Here is a 15,503-nt window from a genome sequence, read left to right as displayed (position 1 = left end):
AATTGCTCTAGGTTCATATTACGCAGTATAACGAGCACGTTTGATATAGAGGAGATGAAAGAATGGCTTTAACAGCTGGTATTGTTGGCTTACCTAACGTCGGGAAGTCAACGCTATTTAATGCAATTACACAGGCTGGAGCGGAGTCTGCTAACTATCCGTTTTGTACCATTGATCCAAACGTCGGAATTGTAGAGGTTCCAGACGAGCGTTTGCAAAAACTAACAGAATTGGTGCAGCCAAAAAAGACAGTTCCGACTGCTTTTGAATTTACTGATATTGCCGGTATTGTCAAAGGTGCATCTAAAGGTGAAGGTTTAGGGAATAAATTTCTTTCGCACATTCGCCAAGTAGATGCGATCTGTCACGTGGTGAGAGCCTTTGCAGATGATAATATTACACACGTATCAGGTAAGGTTGACCCTGTATCAGATATCGAAACCATTAATCTAGAATTGATTTTGGCTGATTTAGAAACGGTTGAAAAGCGTTTGACTCGTGTGAGTAAGCTAGCGAAACAAAAGGACAAGGAAGCTGTAGCTGAATTTGATATTTTGTCGAAGCTAAAGGACGCATTTGAAGCTGGGAAATCGGCAAGATCTGTAGAATTTACAGATGAGCAGCAGAACCTTGTGAAACAGCTTCATTTACTCACATCTAAACCAGTTCTTTATGTAGCAAATGTGAGTGAGGATGAAGTAGCGGATCATGACGGCAACGAATATGTGCAGCAAATTCGTGAGTTTGCATCTGGCGAAAACGCTGAAGTGATTATCGTTTGTGCTAAGATCGAGTCTGAAATTGCAGAGCTAGAAGGAGAAGAGAAGCAGATGTTCCTTGAAGAGCTTGGCATCAAAGAATCAGGACTAGATCAGCTGATCAAAGCGTCTTATTCACTTCTTGGCTTAGCTACGTATTTTACAGCAGGTGAGCAAGAGGTACGCGCTTGGACATTTAAAAAAGGAATGAAGGCGCCAGAATGTGCCGGCATCATTCATACTGACTTCGAGCGTGGATTTATTCGTGCTGAAACCGTGGCTTATGAGGATTTACTGGCTGGCGGAAGCATGTCTGCTGCGAAAGAGGCAGGGAAAGTTCGTTTAGAAGGTAAAGAATACGAAGTGAAAGATGGAGACGTCATTCATTTCCGTTTTAATGTATAAGTTCTTGTCATAGGCCAAGTGATTTGTTATAATATACAATTGTGAGTAATATAATTTATTGCTCCTTGCCCGTTTAGGGCCGCTTAGACCAAAAGGAGGTGCAATCAGATGAGAAAGTACGAAGTTATGTACATCATCCGCCCAACAGTTGACGATGAGGCTAAAAAAGCAGTTATCGAGCGTTTCAATAACGTGTTAACTTCTAACGGTGCGGAGATCACTGGAACAAAGGATTGGGGTAAACGTCGTCTTGCATACGAAATCAACGATTTCCGTGAAGGCTTCTACCAAATCGTAAACGTTCAATCTGACGCTGCAGCAGTTCAAGAATTTGACCGCTTAGCTAAGATCAGTGACGATATCATTCGTCACATTGTTGTTAAAGAAGAAGTATAAATCATTGAAATATATATTTAAAGGTGGTCTTTCAATATGCTAAACCGTGTTGTATTGGTCGGAAGACTAACAAAAGACCCTGAGCTTCGCTACACGCCTAATGGTGCGGCTGTAGCCACGTTTACTCTAGCTGTGAATCGTACGTTTACGAATCAATCTGGAGAGCGTGAAGCCGATTTCATTAACTGTGTTACTTGGAGAAGACAAGCCGAGAACGTGGCTAATTTCTTGAAAAAAGGAAGTCTTGCCGGTGTAGACGGTCGTTTGCAGACAAGAAACTATGAAAATCAGCAAGGACAGCGTGTCTTCGTGACAGAGGTTCAAGCTGAAAGTGTTCAATTTCTTGAGCCTAAGAGCGGCGGTGCTGGTTCAGGTGGATACAGCGGCGGTGGCAATAGCGGAGGCCAGTATTATGGCGGTAGCCAAAACGATCAGAATCCATTCGGAAATGAACCAAATCAAAATCCATATGGCAATCAAAACAACCAAAATCGTAATCAGGGAAATAGCTTCAATGATGACCCATTTGCGAATGATGGTAAACCGATTGACATCTCCGATGATGATTTGCCATTCTAATTGATCTGGAAAAATGACTAAAGGAAAGGTGTGAAAACAAATGGCAGGTGGACGCAGAGGCGGTCGTGCGAAACGTCGTAAGGTGTGTTTCTTTACTTCTAACGGTATCACGCACATCGACTACAAAGATGTTGATCTTCTTAGAAAGTTTGTTTCTGAGCGTGGTAAAATTTTACCTCGTCGTGTAACAGGAACTAGCGCTAAGTATCAACGTAAATTGACATTAGCGATTAAAAAATCACGTCAAATGGCATTACTTCCATACGTTACTGGTGAGTAAGTCGTTGACTTAAAAGCGAAGAGCCTTGAGCTCTTCGCTTTTTTAAGTAAATAAAATGAATAATTGCTGACTATTTAAGGCATAGCTTTAAAAATATTAAAAGTTTAAACTGATCAAGTGAAAATATATTAATTACGTTTCCCATATCAGCATTTTTGCTTTATATTTAGGGTTTTCTATATTTTTTTTATAATTGTTGAGGAATGATTTATTTAGATTTGCTGGGATATAACCTAGCCGAACCTTAAGTATATTTTCGATTACATACATTTTTTTTGTGGATAGTTTATATGACTGTAGTAATTCATCCCCTTCTTGAGTGCACTTGGAAATTTTTGACTCAAAATTTCTTTTGTAAAAGGAAGTTCTTACTTTTCTAGCTTCTTTTAAAAGAAGTATTAGCTCCCACGTTGAAAATGTCATTAATTCTGGAGTTGTCATGTTAAGATAGGCAGAATTGATTTCTCTATTTATTATCTGGATTCTTTCTCCGTCTTTTTGAATCTGATCTAGTGATAAATTCATCTCACAAAAATCACAAAAAAAGAAATCTGTCTCCGTTTTTAGATTTGTGCCACATTATGGGCATGTATTAGCCATAATATCTCCCCCAAAAAGTTTCCTTTACAATAATTTTACCAATAAAATATTAAAATGGAATACATAACAATTGAATCATTATTTATAAAGCGTGATAGAATGAATGATGAAGTCAATGTGAAGGTAAAAGATGCGTTTCAGGTAGCGGAAGGCTATTTAAAAAAGAAAAAATGCTCCAAAATTCAAGGAAAAGCAGGTCAGCCAATTGCAAAGCGGATCTGCTTTTTTAAAAGAAAAACAAAAATCGTTGACATTTATTTAAAAACATCTTATCCTTAATTCGAGATAAATATATTTTTTTGGTTTAATATCTCGAATTCGAGATAATATAAAGACGTCAGCAAAGTCATAATGAATAGAGGTTTGTTACTTCATGATGAGGAGGTCATTAGAAGTGAAGAAAACAGAAGGTATTCACCATATTACAGCAATTGTTGGTCATCCTCAGGAGAACGTTGATTTTTATGCAGGTGTATTGGGATTACGTCTCGTTAAGAAGACCGTCAATTTTGATGATCCAGGCACATATCACTTATATTTTGGGAATGAAGGAGGATCTCCAGGTACCATTATGACGTTTTTCCCTTGGCCAGGCGCACAAAAGGGGCAAATTGGTGCAGGTCAAGTGGGTGTGACAACATATGTTGTCCCGACAGGCGCTTTTTCTTTCTGGAAGGAACGTCTGAAGCAGTTTGATATTTCTTATGAAACCATTGAACGCTTTGGTGAAGCCTTTGTCTCATTTGAAGATCCACACGGTTTATTGATTGAGCTTGTAGAGCGTGAGGAAGGAAAGCAAAATGAGTGGACATTTAACGGTGTCACATCAGATGTAGCGATTAAGGGGTTTGGCGGAGCTGTGTTATTAACATCGCAGCCGGAGCAAACGATGCAGCTGTTAGAGCAAACGATGGGACTTGAACGAGTTGGAGCAGAAGAGGACTATGTGAGATTTCGTTCGTTCGGTGCAATTGGCAATGTGATTGATGTGAAAGTGACACCTGTTGCACGAGGACGTATGGGTGTTGGGGTTGTACATCATATTGCATGGAGAGCAACAGATGATCAGGATCAATTAGATTGGCAAAGACATATTGCACAAAACGGGTACCAAGTGACACCTGTGCAAGACAGAAATTACTTCAATGCCATTTACTTTAGAGAGCTTGGCGGCATATTATTTGAAATTGCGACGGATCCTCCAGGGTTTGCACACGATGAAACAGTGGAAACAATGGGTGAAGCATTGAAACTGCCACCGCAATATGAGGCGCAGCGCAGCCAGATTGAACAAATTGTGCTGCCAATTGAGGTGAGAGAAATCAAAGGGAAAGGAGATTCATGATGAAGCATCTTTTTCGAAAAGGAAAGAATGAACAAAGACCTGTCCTTTTATTACTGCATGGAACTGGCGGGACAGAGCATGATTTATTGCCGCTTTCAGAGGTGGTAGATCCTGACGCATCTGTTCTTAGTGTGAGAGGAAATGTGTCAGAAAACGGCATGCCGCGTTTTTTCAGACGTTTGGCAGAGGGTGTATTTGATGAACAAGATTTAATTGAGCGTACAAAGGAACTATATACATTCATCGGGGAAGCAGCAGTTGAATATGGGTTTGATCGTCACAATGTGGTAGCTATCGGCTACTCCAATGGGGCGAACATTGCGGGGAGCCTGTTATTCCATTATGGAGACGCGCTGAAAGGAGCTATCTTGCATCACCCGATGGTCCCAAGACGCGGGGTTTCATTGCCTTCATTAGCGGGGAAACAAGTCTTTATAGCAGCTGGTGAAAATGACCCAATGTGCCGTCCAGAGGAATCTCAGGAACTGGAGCAATTACTGCAAGAGGCGGGAGCATCCGTTACGCTTCATTGGGAAAATCGTGGACATCAGTTAACGAGGGAAGAAGTCGATGCTGCGGCTTTATGGTATCGTCGTCAATTTTAAATAAGGTGGGGAATACAGGTGGGATTTTTACAGAAGCTTTTTGGGCAAACCAAACAAAAGGAGCTGGAACAAATGGAACATGTAAAACTAGCGATTATTTATTATAGTTCAACAGGTACAAACTATCAGATGGCGAAATGGGCTGAGGCTGGAGCGACAGAAGCTGGCGCTGAGGTCAAAGTATTAAAGGTTCCTGAATTGGCACCAGAATCAGTTGTGGCATCAAATCCAGCATGGAAAGCACATTTAGACGAAACAAAAGATGTACCAGAGGTTCAATTGAGTGATTTAGAGTGGGCGGATGCCATCATCTTTAGCATGCCGACACGTTTCGGTAACTTGCCGGCTCAAATGAAGCAATTCTTAGATACAACAGGTGGCCTGTGGTTCCAAGGAAAATTGGCAAACAAAGCAGTAAGTGCGATGACATCTGCACAAAATCCAAATGGCGGACAGGAGCAGACGATTCTGAGCCTTTATACAACGATGTTCCACTGGGGAGCCATTATTGCCGCTCCTGGATACACAGATGACTCATTATACGGTGCAGGGGGCAACCCTTACGGCGTAAGTGTCACTGTGGACCAAAATGGAAAGATCCAAGAGGATGCAGAAGCAGCCGCGAAACATCAGGCGAAACGTACAGTCAATGTGGCAGAATGGATCAAAAAAGGTCAAAACGCTTAATAGGTGTAAAAAAGAAGAATGCAGCCTCGCCGCTGCATTCTTTCTTTTTTAATAAGGATCTGAAGGTGTGCTATTGTTGATGGCTTCGTTCACGGCTTGAGCTGCGCCTGTTGAGCCAATGGGTCCGCTTGGTTCCTCATGTTTAAAGGCTTTTAAACCGTCAGCGACACGCTTTCCGTAATCAGGGTCTGCTTTTGTGAAGTTTTCGATCATTTGCTCTTGTATGTCCTTTTGACATGTCGCAAGGGTATTGACTAAGTTCTTAATCAGCTCCTCACGCTCCCAATCATTGAAGCGGCGATACGTTTCTCCCGCTTGACCGAAATTGTTCGGGCGGTCAATGGATTCTCGTTTGACTTCACCCTCGACAAAAGGTGAATGATCCTTTCCATCCTGTTTCGCTTCTTTTAATCCACCGAGGATAGACGGCTCATAATTCACATGGGGATTTTGCCCTTTTCCTTGATCGACGTGGTATTCCATTTGTCCATCCCGCTGATTGGTGGCGACATGCTTTTTTGGAGCATTGATCGGCAGCTGTAAATAGTTTGGCCCCACACGATATCGCTGCGTGTCAGAGTAGGAGAAGGTGCGTCCTTGCAGCAATTTATCATCTGAAAAATCGAGACCGTCTACGAGAACCCCAGTCCCAAAGGCAACCTGCTCGACTTCTGCAAAATAATTTTCTGGATTTTTGTTTAAGACCATTCGTCCGATCGGTTTCCATGGATAGTCATCCTTGTACCAAAGCTTTGTCGGATCAAGAGGGTCAAAGTCGAGATGAGGGTGTGCATCATCCTCCATGATCTGCGCATATACCTCCCATTCAGGGTGGTCTCCTTGCTCAATCGCTTCATATAAATCCTGTGTGGCATGATTAAAGTTTTCACCCTGAATCGCTTGAGCCTGTTCCTGGGTCAAATTGCGAATGCCTTGTTTCGGTTCAAAGTGATATTTGACCAGCACCGCTTTTCCATCTTGATTCACCCATTTGTAGGCATGGACACCCGATCCTTGCATGTGGCGGTATGTCGCTGGAATGCCCCATGGTGAAAAGAGAAATGTCACCATATGCGTCGCTTCTGGTGATTGTGAGACGAAATCAAAAATGCGTTCGCCGTCCTGACGATTGGTGACAGGATCAGGCTTAAAGGCATGAACCAAATCAGGGAACTTCAAAGCATCTCGGATAAAGAAAATTTTCAGGTTATTTCCAACTAGATCCCAGTTTCCTTCTTCTGTATAAAATTTGATCGCAAACCCTCTAGGATCGCGCAATGTTTCTGGCGAATGACCGCCGTGAATCACAGAAGAAAAACGAACGAAGACAGGGGTCTTTTTCCCTTTCTCCTGAAATAATTTGGCTCTTGTATAGGTGGAGATGGGTTCATCTCCGAATGTACCATAGGCCTCAAAATAACCGTGTGCTCCAGCCCCGCGTGCATGAACGACTCGTTCAGGTATACGTTCACGATCAAAATGACTGATTTTCTCTAGGAAATCGTAGTTTTCAAGCGTGGTTGGTCCTCTATTCCCAACGGTTCTCATGTTTTGATTATCTGTTACCGGATGACCTTGTCGATTTGTTAAAGTTTCTTCTGAATCTGAAGATGGTTTAGGCTGTTGATCTTCTTTCAAGTAGAATCCCTCCTTCAATCTCTCAATAACAATATGGTCATGTTGCTCCCTATTTCATACAAGGATTGATATAATGATTGAAAACTTTCAAGAGGAGCGAACCTGATGATTCGATTACACTGCCTTCACGCACATCCATCCAATATGTCTTATATAGAAGACATTTTTCGTGATACAGCTTTTGAGCTGCATCACACAGTCGATTCATCATTTATGGAACGCACTAAACAAGATCCCGCTTTTGATCATTACAAGCAGCAAACCTATGCCATCAACAGACTGATGCAAGAGAGGAAAGCCGATATCATCCTATTAACCTGTACACAATATATTGCGGCTATGGGTGATCAGCAGCACCTTTTCAAACAACCGATTGTTCCGATAGATGAACCGTTGTTTGAGCTGATTTGTGAGAAAAAAGGGCCTCTTCAGCTTGTGTTTTCAAACCCAGATACAGTGGAAGGAACGATGTATCGGCTTTATTCGTATGCACAAGAGCGGGGAAAACAGATTGAAGCAGACATTGTTGTGATGGAGGATGTCTTTCATCTTTGCCTAAACGGTGACATGCAGGCTTATGAGGATCGAATCAAGGAGCAGCTGAGAAGATGTATGAAGCAAAAAAACGGAGACATTTGCGTGATGCAGCTCTCGATGGTTCACGCTGCACAACAGGTGGAGCGGGAGACAGGCGTCTCTATCATTCATCCGCTTTTTCCATTAAGATCGTTTGTTCATCAAAAAATAACCGCTTTGAAAGAGTGAACCCGTCAGGTTCGCTCTTTTTGTATAGAAACGAACATGCGATGACATGTTAAAAAAATAACTAAGCGCAAACTATTTTCAAAAGGCGCGCGTCTATCCATTGTAAGAAATAACAGATGCGCATTTAAGATAAAGGAGCTCTTTGTAAAATGAAGAAACGAAAGATTGATGATCAATTTGCGGATTACGTAATGGAGCATAAACATAGTTTTTATCGATTGTCCTATAGCTATGTCAAAAATCCGGAAGATGCGATGGATGTCGTTCAAGAGGCGATTCATAAAGCACTCAAATCTGTTCACCGGCTAGAGGATGCAAGCAAGATGCATAGCTGGTTTTATAAAATCGTGGTGAACGCTGCCCTAGACTTTTTACGAAAGAAGAAGCGGATGCAGGTGACAGATGATGACACACTTGAATTCTTATCAAAGGGTGAATCAGATGTCTATGAGGATCAAGATGTCAGACGGGCCATAGAGGATTTGCCCGAGATGTATCGGGTCATCATCATATTGAGATTCTTTGAAGATTTAAAACTAGAGGACATTGCTCATATTCTTGAAGAAAACGAAAACACCATCAAAACTAGATTATATAAGGCGTTACGACTTTTAAAAGTAGATTTATCGCAGGAGGAAATATAAATGGATAAGCATTTGGAACAGTTAAAAGAGGAATATTTAGAAATCCCTATTCCACCGGAATATGACGCCATGGTTGAACGGACGTTGAAACGAAAAAATAAAAAACCTCACTTTCAGCAATGGACCATCGGACTTGTTGCGGCAGCTGCTCTATTTGTCACGACTGTTAATGTCAGCCCACAGGCGGCAAGAGCGATTTCAGAGGTTCCTGTCATTGGTGAGCTTGTGAAGGTTGTGACTTTCACAGAATTTAAAAAGAGCAATCAAGGAACGAATATTGACCTTAAAACACCACACGTATCGGGTCTTGATGACGGAAAATTAGAAGCCAGCCTGAATCAAAAATATTTAGCTGAAAACAAAAAGCTGTATCAAGATTTTGAAAAGGAAACAAAGGGCTATAAAAATGGTCATTTAAGTGTGGAGAGTGGATATGAAGTGAGAACGAACAATGATCAAATTCTCTCACTAGGTCGATACAAGGTGACGACTCAGGCTTCTGCGGCAGAGGAAATGACGTATGATACGGTGGATAAGAAAAACCATGTACTCATTACATTACCAAGCTTGTTTAAAGATGACCGGTATATAGATGTCATTAGTGAAAATATTAAAGAACAAATGAAGAAACAGATGAAAGAGGATTCAAACAAGATCTACTGGATTGGCAAGGATGATATGGACCCATTTAAGAAGATTCAGCTAGATCAAAGCTTCTATATCAATTCAAAAGGCAAATTGGTGATTTCCTTTAATGAATATGATGTGGCTCCTGGTTACATGGGTGTAGTTGAATTCACGATTCCAACAAGTGTGCTTAAGGATATTCTTGTCAGCGATATGTACATTCATTAAAAGAAGACAGAGAAAACAAGACTGCTGAACGTGTCAGCAGTCTTGTCGTGTTGATTAAGCAAGTGCGTCTGTAAGTGCAGGCACCACTTGTTTCTTTCTTGATACAACACCTTTTAGTAAAGCCGTGTTATTTTCAAGTGTTACGTTAAATGCTTTTTCTACTTTTGCCGCTTCAGCACCAAGTGCAAGAGCAAGAGAATCATTTTCTAAAATGTCTGTGATCACTAAAACAAATAGATCAAGATTTTTAGCTGCAATGACTTCATTGATTTTCGCTTCAATGTCAGCCTGTCTTGCTGTCACTTCAGCGATATCTACTGTATTGACTTGAGCAATTTCAACTTTGCTGTTACCTAGTGCAAATTCTTTAGCATCAAGTGTAATTAATTCTTGAACGGTTTTTTGGCTCAGATCAGCGCCTGCTTTCAGCATGTCTAGGCCGTATACTTCTGGGTCCACCCCTGCGATTTTTGCCAGTTCATGCGCAGCATCAATGTCTTGCTGTGTGCATGTTGGGGATTTGAATAGTAAGGAATCAGAAATGATCGCAGATAAAAGCAAACCAGCGATTTCTTTTTCAATCGTGATTTGATTCTCTTTGTACATTTTGTTTAAGATCGTTGCTGTACAGCCAACTGGCTCAGCACGATAGTAAAGAGGTTCACTTGTTTCAAAGTTGGCAATACGGTGATGGTCAATGACCTCCGTCACTTGTACTTGATCAATATCGCTTACACTTTGCTGGAATTCGTTATGATCGACAAGAATGACTTGCTTTGTTTCGTTTGCAGCCGTTTCAATGAAACGAGGTGCTTTTTGTTTAAAGAAATCTAATGCGTATTGTGTTTCTCCATTGATTTCTCCAAGTCTGACCGCTTCTGCCTGAGCGCCGATTTTGTTTTTCAGATCAGCGTAAGCGATAGCAGAGCAAATTGTGTCTGTGTCAGGGTTTTTGTGTCCGAATACGAGTGTTTTTCCCATGTGAATTCTCCTTCTTACATTTATTGATGATGTTTCTATTCTAACAGCTTTTGACCTTGAATTCAGGGTTTATAGCTAAGAATAATCTAAAAAATTGTAACATGCTGTCTGAAAACTTGCATGTACAATTCCATATTGTGTTCCACGTGAAACGTGCCCAGGATAGCCTGGATTTTACTTGAGATTTGCCGCTATGGTAAAATAAAGGTTGGGGCAAGACATGATGGAGCTTACATAGTACGTATACATAGAAGTACAAATTGAGCAAGATATAGAAAAATGATTGGATAGAGGTGAAGGTGTGAAACAAACAAAAGCGTTAGTAGAAGGCGCAATTATGATCAGTATTTTTTCGGTCATGACGCTGTTTTATTTGTATGTGCCGCTATTATCCATTATTTTCTTTCTCGCTGCTCCGATTCCGATCATTCTCTATACAATCAGGCATGGCTTGAAAAAAGGAATTGCTGCTGGCGCTATTGGCATAGTGATCAGCTTTTTAATTGGGTCTATTAATGGGCTGTTGAGTGCACCTATGCTGATTGCTGTGGGAATAGGTATGGGTTTTTTCTACAGCAGAAGGCAGCCGGGGAATGCCATCATTACAGGTGCGCTGATCTATTTATTCAGTTTTCTCATCTCCTTTGTTGTCAGTGTTCAGCTTTTCGAGGTCGATATTATGGGAATCGCGAAAGAATCGATTGAGCAAATGATGCCGATGTTAGAGAGTGTCTTAAAGCAATCCGGCGCTTCTGAACAGGACATTGCGAAACAGCTGAAGCAGTTTAGAGAGATGAAGGATACCGCATTGAGTGCTTTACCTGTAGCGTTATTGATTTTCGCCACGCTGATGACTTTCGTGAATTACTGGTTCGTGAAGCCCCTGATCAAACGGTTTTTCAAAGACATGCCGGCCCTTAAGAAATTTAAGGATATGCGGCTGCCAAAAAGCATGGTATGGTATTATTTACTCACACTGCTTTTGATGCTGATTCAGACGGAAAAAGGCAGCTTTTTATGGCTCGTTCAAACGAGCGCGTTTCAAATTTTATTTATACTGGTGCTTATTCAGGGCTTTTCTTTTATCTTCTATTATTGCCACGAAAAAAACATCTCAAAAGTGGTACCCATTTTTACTATCGTGTTGACGGTTCTCTTTCCGCCAATCGGTGTGATTGTACGTATTATAGGGATTGCTGACATAGGCTTTGATTTAAGAGATAAAGTAAAAAACAAATAATTCACTCTGAATGTTGAGGAGTTGATATCAGTGCCAAGCTTCTATAGAAAACCTGTCATCAAGTATCCGATCTTCGCGTTAATTGTACTTGCGATGGTCACAGTCCTCCTCAACCTTTATTATAATTGGATCATAGGAGCGGTTGGTCTTTTAGTCCTTGCAGGTGTGCTCTACTTCTTAAAGTGGGCAGATACGCAAGTACAAAAAGAGATTGATTCATATATTTCAACATTATCCTATCGAGTCAAAAAGGTTGGAGAAGAAGCATTAATGGAGATGCCAATTGGTATTATGCTGTTTAATGACCAGTATTATATCGAATGGACAAATCCATTTCTTGCTTCATGCTTTCATGAAAGTACACTTGTTGGCAGATCCTTGTATGATACATTCGAGTCGGTTGTCCCTCTTATTAAACAGGAGGTCGAGACAGAAAATGTAACGCTGAATGACCGGAAATTTAAAGTCATTATTAAGCGGTCAGAGCGCCTTTTATATTTCTTTGATGTCACGGAACAGGTGCAGATTGAAAGACAGTATGAAAATGAACGAACGGTGTTATCTTATATCTTTTTAGACAATTATGACGATGTCACGCAGGGCCTTGATGATCAGGTGCGCAGCACTATTAATAGTGAAGTGACGTCCCTGTTAAACAATTGGGCACAGGAATATGGCATTTTCCTGAAGAGAATTTCGTCTGAACGTTTTATGGCGGTATTAAATGAGAGCATTTTAGCAGAGCTTGAAGCGTCGAAGTTCTCCATTTTAGACGAGGTTCGTGAGAAAACAGGGGCACATAGCGCGACGCTTACCCTTAGTATCGGAATCGGTGCGTCTGTTCCTTCTTTAAAAGAGCTTGGAGCACTTGCGCAATCGAGTCTTGACCTTGCCCTTGGACGAGGCGGGGATCAGGTAGCTATTAAACAGCCGAATGGGAAAGTGAAATTCTACGGCGGGAAAACCAATCCAATGGAAAAACGGACACGAGTACGCGCGCGGGTCATTTCTCATGCCTTAAAAGAAATTGTGTCTGAAAGCGGGAATGTCATGATCATGGGGCACAAGTTCCCAGACATGGACTCAATCGGTGCATCGATCGGTATTTTAAAGGTCGCCCAAGCCAATGGGAAAGAAGGCTATATTGTCATTGACGCCAACCAGATTGGGGACAGTGTTCAACGCTTAATTAGTGAAATTAAGAATTATGAAGAACTTTGGTCACGTTTTATCACACCAGAGGAAGCAATGGAGCTTGCAAAGGATGACACATTGCTTGTGGTTGTTGATACACATAAACCGTCCCTCGTCATGGAAGAACGACTGCTGAATAAAATTGAAAACGTCGTTGTGATTGACCACCATAGACGAGGCGAGGAGTTTATCCGTGATCCATTACTTGTCTATATGGAGCCGTATGCTTCATCTACAGCAGAGCTTGTGACAGAGCTATTAGAGTATCAGCCGAAGAAATTGCGGATTAACATGATTGAGGCGACTGCCCTTCTTGCTGGGATCATCGTGGATACGAAGAGTTTCTCGCTGAGAACGGGGTCAAGAACGTTCGATGCGGCTTCCTACCTTCGAGCGAAGGGAGCAGATCCTGTCCTTGTGCAAAAGTTCTTAAAAGAGACAGTTGATCATTACATCAAACGGGCAAAGCTCATTCAGCATACAGAGCTGTATCAAAGCCAGGTGGCGATCGCTTCATTGCCGTCTGACAGCTCTGAGTATTATGATCAAATTACGATTGCCCAGACGGCTGATTCCCTGTTGTCAATGAGTGAGGTGGAAGCGTCATTTGCTGTCGCTCGACGAGATGACAACACGGTGTGCATTAGTGCGAGATCATTAGGAGATATCAACGTCCAAATTATCATGGAAGCGTTAGATGGCGGCGGTCATTTGACTAACGCTGCGACCCAGATTTATGGTATAACCATTGAAGAAGCGGTAGAGAAGTTAAAAGCTGCCATAGACGAATATTTCGAAGGAGGGGTTCAAAGATGAAAGTCATCTTTCTAAAAGACGTAAAAGGCAAAGGGAAAAAAGGCGAAGTCAAAAATGTAGCTGACGGATACGCACACAACTTTCTCATCAAACAAGGGTTAGCGGTTGAAGCAAATCCAACGAACCTAAGCGCATTGGAAGGGCAGAAAAACAAAGAAAAAAAGAATGCCATCCAAGAGCTTGAACAAGCGAAGCAACTAAAAGAGACACTTGAGGCGTTAACAGTGGAGCTCACTGCAAAATCAGGTGAAGGCGGTCGTCTGTTTGGATCGATTACAAGCAAACAAATCGCTGATAAATTGCAAAAAGATCATCAAATCAAACTCGATAAGCGCAAAATCGAGCTGAATGACGCCATCCGTGCGTTAGGATATACAAATGTACCTGTGAAGCTTCATCCAGAAGTGCAAGCAACATTAAAGGTACACGTCACTGAACAAGCATAAGCAGAAAAGAACCCGTCTCACGAAGAGGCGGGTTCTTTTTTTTAAGATGGATCTGAAATATAGACGCTGCGTCCGGCACGCATACCAGATAGAAACATGAAAAATAGAATGATGATAAAGATGATAATCGATGGCGTCCATGTATGTGTGATATCAAAGAGAATCCCAATCAAGAGCGGGCCAACAGCGGCTAATAAATAACCGAGAGACTGCGCCATTCCTGAAAGGGCAGCTGCTTGTTCCATATGTGTTGTCCGTAATCCGATAAATGTGAGGGCAAGACTGATACTGGCTCCTTGTCCAATGCCGATCAATAAAACAGAGATGACAAGAATAGGCGTAGTTCCTCCTAGAAGAAGACCGATCATGCCAAGCAAATACACAAGAACAAGGCCGCATACAAGCGGTCTTTGCGATTTTAATTTTTCTGCAAAAACAGGCGTTAAAAAGGTGGATGGCAGACCAGCGAACTGCATAATAGACAGCATCCATCCAGCCGTCGACAGGTTCATTCCATGTGATGTCAAAATATCAGGGAACCATGCGATGCTGCTATAGAAAAGAAATGACTGCAAGCCCATAAAAAAGGTCACCTGCCATGCGACACGTGAACGCCATATTGGCTGCTCTGTGAGCGAAATGCTTTTGACTGCCGCTGTGTTTTGGTGAAGAAGCTGCGGAGCCCAGACCATCATGGCTATAAGCGCAAGTCCACCCCATACAAGGAATGACGTATTCCAGCCGCCAGGCATCGTATGGCTGAGTGGAACACTGACACCTGATGCAAGTGCCGCAAAGACGGACATCGAGGTCGTATACACGCTCGTCATCAATCCAGCATGTGCAGGAAATTTATGCTTCACGAGCCCCGGTAAGAGCACGTTACAAATCGCAATCCCGACGCCGACTAGCGCCGTTCCAATCATTAAGAAGGTGATGGTGCCAAACGAGCGAATGACAATCCCAAATAGAAGGACAGCAAGTCCAAGCCAAAGGGTTCGTTCATTGCCAAGACGTTTTCCGATTTTAGGTGCAATTGGAGATAGCAATGCGAATGAGAGCAGCGGTAATGTCGTGAGAAAACCCGCAAGTCCATTTGAAAGCTGCAAATCGGAACGAATGGCGCCAATCACAGGGCCGACGGACGTAATGGCAGGACGCAGGTTAAAGGCAATGAGTAAAATCCCAGCAATCAGCAAAATGGTTTGCCCTGTACTGCGAGGATGTAATTTTGATTGTTCTAGTTGTTGTTCCATGAATGTAAACTCC

At 42.0% G+C, this 15,503-nt stretch carries 18 protein-coding genes; 14 read left to right on the top strand and 4 right to left on the bottom strand.

Features of this window, described 5'->3' with window-relative positions; all coding sequences use genetic code 11:
- Positions 1 to 62 precede the first annotated feature (62 nt).
- The 4 genes from ychF to rpsR all read left to right on the top strand — a co-directional run bounded on the left by ychF (position 63) and on the right by rpsR (position 2,418).
- Positions 63 to 1,163 carry a redox-regulated ATPase YchF gene (gene ychF, locus ACYH0L_RS18835; RefSeq protein WP_367308081.1) on the top strand — a complete coding sequence of 367 codons (1,101 nt, stop codon included), beginning with the start codon at positions 63 to 65 and terminating at the stop codon, positions 1,161 to 1,163.
- 108 nt (positions 1,164 to 1,271) lie between these two features.
- A complete protein-coding gene (rpsF, locus tag ACYH0L_RS18830) occupies positions 1,272 to 1,559 on the top strand; it encodes a 30S ribosomal protein S6 (RefSeq protein WP_003215073.1) in 288 nt (95 codons plus the stop codon).
- 36 nt (positions 1,560 to 1,595) lie between these two features.
- Entirely contained in the window at positions 1,596 to 2,138 is a 543-nt protein-coding gene (ssbA, locus tag ACYH0L_RS18825; RefSeq protein ID WP_099682525.1) for a single-stranded DNA-binding protein SsbA, read from the top strand.
- A gap of 40 nt (positions 2,139 to 2,178) precedes the next feature.
- Positions 2,179 to 2,418, top strand: a complete 240-nt coding sequence (gene rpsR / locus ACYH0L_RS18820; protein WP_008347556.1) for a 30S ribosomal protein S18 — start codon at positions 2,179 to 2,181, stop codon at positions 2,416 to 2,418.
- Positions 2,419 to 2,550: 132 nt separating this feature from the next.
- Here the strand turns inward: rpsR and ACYH0L_RS18815 are convergent, their stop codons facing one another.
- Positions 2,551 to 2,943, bottom strand: coding sequence for a hypothetical protein (locus ACYH0L_RS18815; RefSeq protein WP_482354244.1), 393 nt, complete (start codon positions 2,941 to 2,943; stop codon positions 2,551 to 2,553).
- Positions 2,944 to 3,117: 174 nt separating this feature from the next.
- Between ACYH0L_RS18815 and ACYH0L_RS18810 the strand changes: the two genes are divergently transcribed.
- The 4 genes from ACYH0L_RS18810 (at position 3,118) to wrbA (ending at position 5,655) form a co-directional block, all read left to right on the top strand.
- Positions 3,118 to 3,297, top strand: coding sequence for a hypothetical protein (locus ACYH0L_RS18810; protein WP_230031426.1), 180 nt, complete (start codon positions 3,118 to 3,120; stop codon positions 3,295 to 3,297).
- A 94-nt stretch (positions 3,298 to 3,391) separates the two neighbouring features.
- Positions 3,392 to 4,363: a ring-cleaving dioxygenase gene (locus ACYH0L_RS18805; protein WP_410611094.1), complete on the top strand. Its 972-nt coding sequence runs from the start codon at positions 3,392 to 3,394 to the stop codon at positions 4,361 to 4,363.
- Positions 4,360 to 4,968 (top strand): alpha/beta hydrolase, encoded by a 609-nt coding sequence (locus ACYH0L_RS18800; protein ID WP_482354243.1) that lies wholly within the window; start codon positions 4,360 to 4,362, stop codon positions 4,966 to 4,968. The genes ACYH0L_RS18805 and ACYH0L_RS18800 overlap by 4 nt, the downstream gene beginning before the upstream one ends.
- Before the next feature lie 72 nt (positions 4,969 to 5,040).
- Positions 5,041 to 5,655 (top strand): NAD(P)H:quinone oxidoreductase, encoded by a 615-nt coding sequence (wrbA, locus tag ACYH0L_RS18795; protein WP_099728564.1) that lies wholly within the window; start codon positions 5,041 to 5,043, stop codon positions 5,653 to 5,655.
- Positions 5,656 to 5,703: 48 nt separating this feature from the next.
- Here the strand turns inward: wrbA and katX are convergent, their stop codons facing one another.
- A complete protein-coding gene (gene katX, locus ACYH0L_RS18790) occupies positions 5,704 to 7,320 on the bottom strand; it encodes a catalase KatX (RefSeq protein WP_370461136.1) in 1,617 nt (538 codons plus the stop codon).
- A 78-nt stretch (positions 7,321 to 7,398) separates the two neighbouring features.
- Between katX and ACYH0L_RS18785 the strand changes: the two genes are divergently transcribed.
- From ACYH0L_RS18785 to rsiV, 3 genes are all read left to right on the top strand, one after another.
- Positions 7,399 to 8,058 carry a hypothetical protein gene (locus tag ACYH0L_RS18785; RefSeq protein WP_367308076.1) on the top strand — a complete coding sequence of 220 codons (660 nt, stop codon included), beginning with the start codon at positions 7,399 to 7,401 and terminating at the stop codon, positions 8,056 to 8,058.
- Positions 8,059 to 8,207: 149 nt separating this feature from the next.
- Positions 8,208 to 8,702 carry an RNA polymerase sigma factor gene (locus ACYH0L_RS18780; RefSeq protein ID WP_099728567.1) on the top strand — a complete coding sequence of 165 codons (495 nt, stop codon included), beginning with the start codon at positions 8,208 to 8,210 and terminating at the stop codon, positions 8,700 to 8,702.
- A complete protein-coding gene (gene rsiV, locus ACYH0L_RS18775; protein WP_482354242.1) occupies positions 8,703 to 9,557 on the top strand; it encodes an anti-sigma-V factor RsiV in 855 nt (284 codons plus the stop codon).
- Between the two features lie 54 nt (positions 9,558 to 9,611).
- On the opposite strand, the gene ACYH0L_RS18770 is transcribed toward rsiV, so the two are convergent.
- Positions 9,612 to 10,538: a manganese-dependent inorganic pyrophosphatase gene (locus tag ACYH0L_RS18770; RefSeq protein ID WP_099728569.1), complete on the bottom strand. Its 927-nt coding sequence runs from the start codon at positions 10,536 to 10,538 to the stop codon at positions 9,612 to 9,614.
- Positions 10,539 to 10,839: 301 nt separating this feature from the next.
- Between ACYH0L_RS18770 and ACYH0L_RS18765 the strand changes: the two genes are divergently transcribed.
- Genes ACYH0L_RS18765 through rplI form a run of 3 tightly spaced genes read left to right on the top strand, consistent with a single transcriptional unit; the run spans position 10,840 to position 14,234 of the window.
- Complete coding sequence (locus ACYH0L_RS18765) at positions 10,840 to 11,778, top strand: YybS family protein (RefSeq protein ID WP_249704737.1); 939 nt, start codon at positions 10,840 to 10,842, stop codon at positions 11,776 to 11,778.
- A 30-nt stretch (positions 11,779 to 11,808) separates the two neighbouring features.
- Positions 11,809 to 13,788: a DHH family phosphoesterase gene (locus ACYH0L_RS18760; protein WP_230031421.1), complete on the top strand. Its 1,980-nt coding sequence runs from the start codon at positions 11,809 to 11,811 to the stop codon at positions 13,786 to 13,788.
- Positions 13,785 to 14,234 carry a 50S ribosomal protein L9 gene (gene rplI / locus ACYH0L_RS18755; protein ID WP_034323903.1) on the top strand — a complete coding sequence of 150 codons (450 nt, stop codon included), beginning with the start codon at positions 13,785 to 13,787 and terminating at the stop codon, positions 14,232 to 14,234. The genes ACYH0L_RS18760 and rplI overlap by 4 nt, the downstream gene beginning before the upstream one ends.
- Positions 14,235 to 14,275: 41 nt before the next feature.
- On the opposite strand, the gene ACYH0L_RS18750 is transcribed toward rplI, so the two are convergent.
- Positions 14,276 to 15,490 carry a CynX/NimT family MFS transporter gene (locus ACYH0L_RS18750; protein ID WP_099728572.1) on the bottom strand — a complete coding sequence of 405 codons (1,215 nt, stop codon included), beginning with the start codon at positions 15,488 to 15,490 and terminating at the stop codon, positions 14,276 to 14,278.
- Positions 15,491 to 15,503 lie beyond the last annotated feature (13 nt).

It is taken from the genome of Bacillus sp. MC1252, assembly GCF_056838025.1.
This window is presented reverse-complemented; position numbering and strand designations above follow the sequence as displayed.

Coding starts and splice junctions, on each gene's coding strand:
- ACYH0L_RS18810 (WP_230031426.1), top strand. CDS start 3,118: ATGAATGATGAAGTCAATGTGAAGGTAAAAGATGCGTTTCAGGTAGCG.
- ACYH0L_RS18815 (WP_482354244.1), bottom strand. CDS start 2,943: ATGAATTTATCACTAGATCAGATTCAAAAAGACGGAGAAAGAATCCAG.
- rsiV (WP_482354242.1), top strand. CDS start 8,703: ATGGATAAGCATTTGGAACAGTTAAAAGAGGAATATTTAGAAATCCCT.
- ACYH0L_RS18780 (WP_099728567.1), top strand. CDS start 8,208: ATGAAGAAACGAAAGATTGATGATCAATTTGCGGATTACGTAATGGAG.
- rpsF (WP_003215073.1), top strand. CDS start 1,272: ATGAGAAAGTACGAAGTTATGTACATCATCCGCCCAACAGTTGACGAT.
- rplI (WP_034323903.1), top strand. CDS start 13,785: ATGAAAGTCATCTTTCTAAAAGACGTAAAAGGCAAAGGGAAAAAAGGC.
- ychF (WP_367308081.1), top strand. CDS start 63: ATGGCTTTAACAGCTGGTATTGTTGGCTTACCTAACGTCGGGAAGTCA.
- rpsR (WP_008347556.1), top strand. CDS start 2,179: ATGGCAGGTGGACGCAGAGGCGGTCGTGCGAAACGTCGTAAGGTGTGT.
- wrbA (WP_099728564.1), top strand. CDS start 5,041: ATGGAACATGTAAAACTAGCGATTATTTATTATAGTTCAACAGGTACA.
- ACYH0L_RS18785 (WP_367308076.1), top strand. CDS start 7,399: ATGATTCGATTACACTGCCTTCACGCACATCCATCCAATATGTCTTAT.
- ssbA (WP_099682525.1), top strand. CDS start 1,596: ATGCTAAACCGTGTTGTATTGGTCGGAAGACTAACAAAAGACCCTGAG.
- ACYH0L_RS18805 (WP_410611094.1), top strand. CDS start 3,392: ATGATGAGGAGGTCATTAGAAGTGAAGAAAACAGAAGGTATTCACCAT.
- ACYH0L_RS18800 (WP_482354243.1), top strand. CDS start 4,360: ATGATGAAGCATCTTTTTCGAAAAGGAAAGAATGAACAAAGACCTGTC.
- ACYH0L_RS18750 (WP_099728572.1), bottom strand. CDS start 15,490: ATGGAACAACAACTAGAACAATCAAAATTACATCCTCGCAGTACAGGG.
- ACYH0L_RS18770 (WP_099728569.1), bottom strand. CDS start 10,538: ATGGGAAAAACACTCGTATTCGGACACAAAAACCCTGACACAGACACA.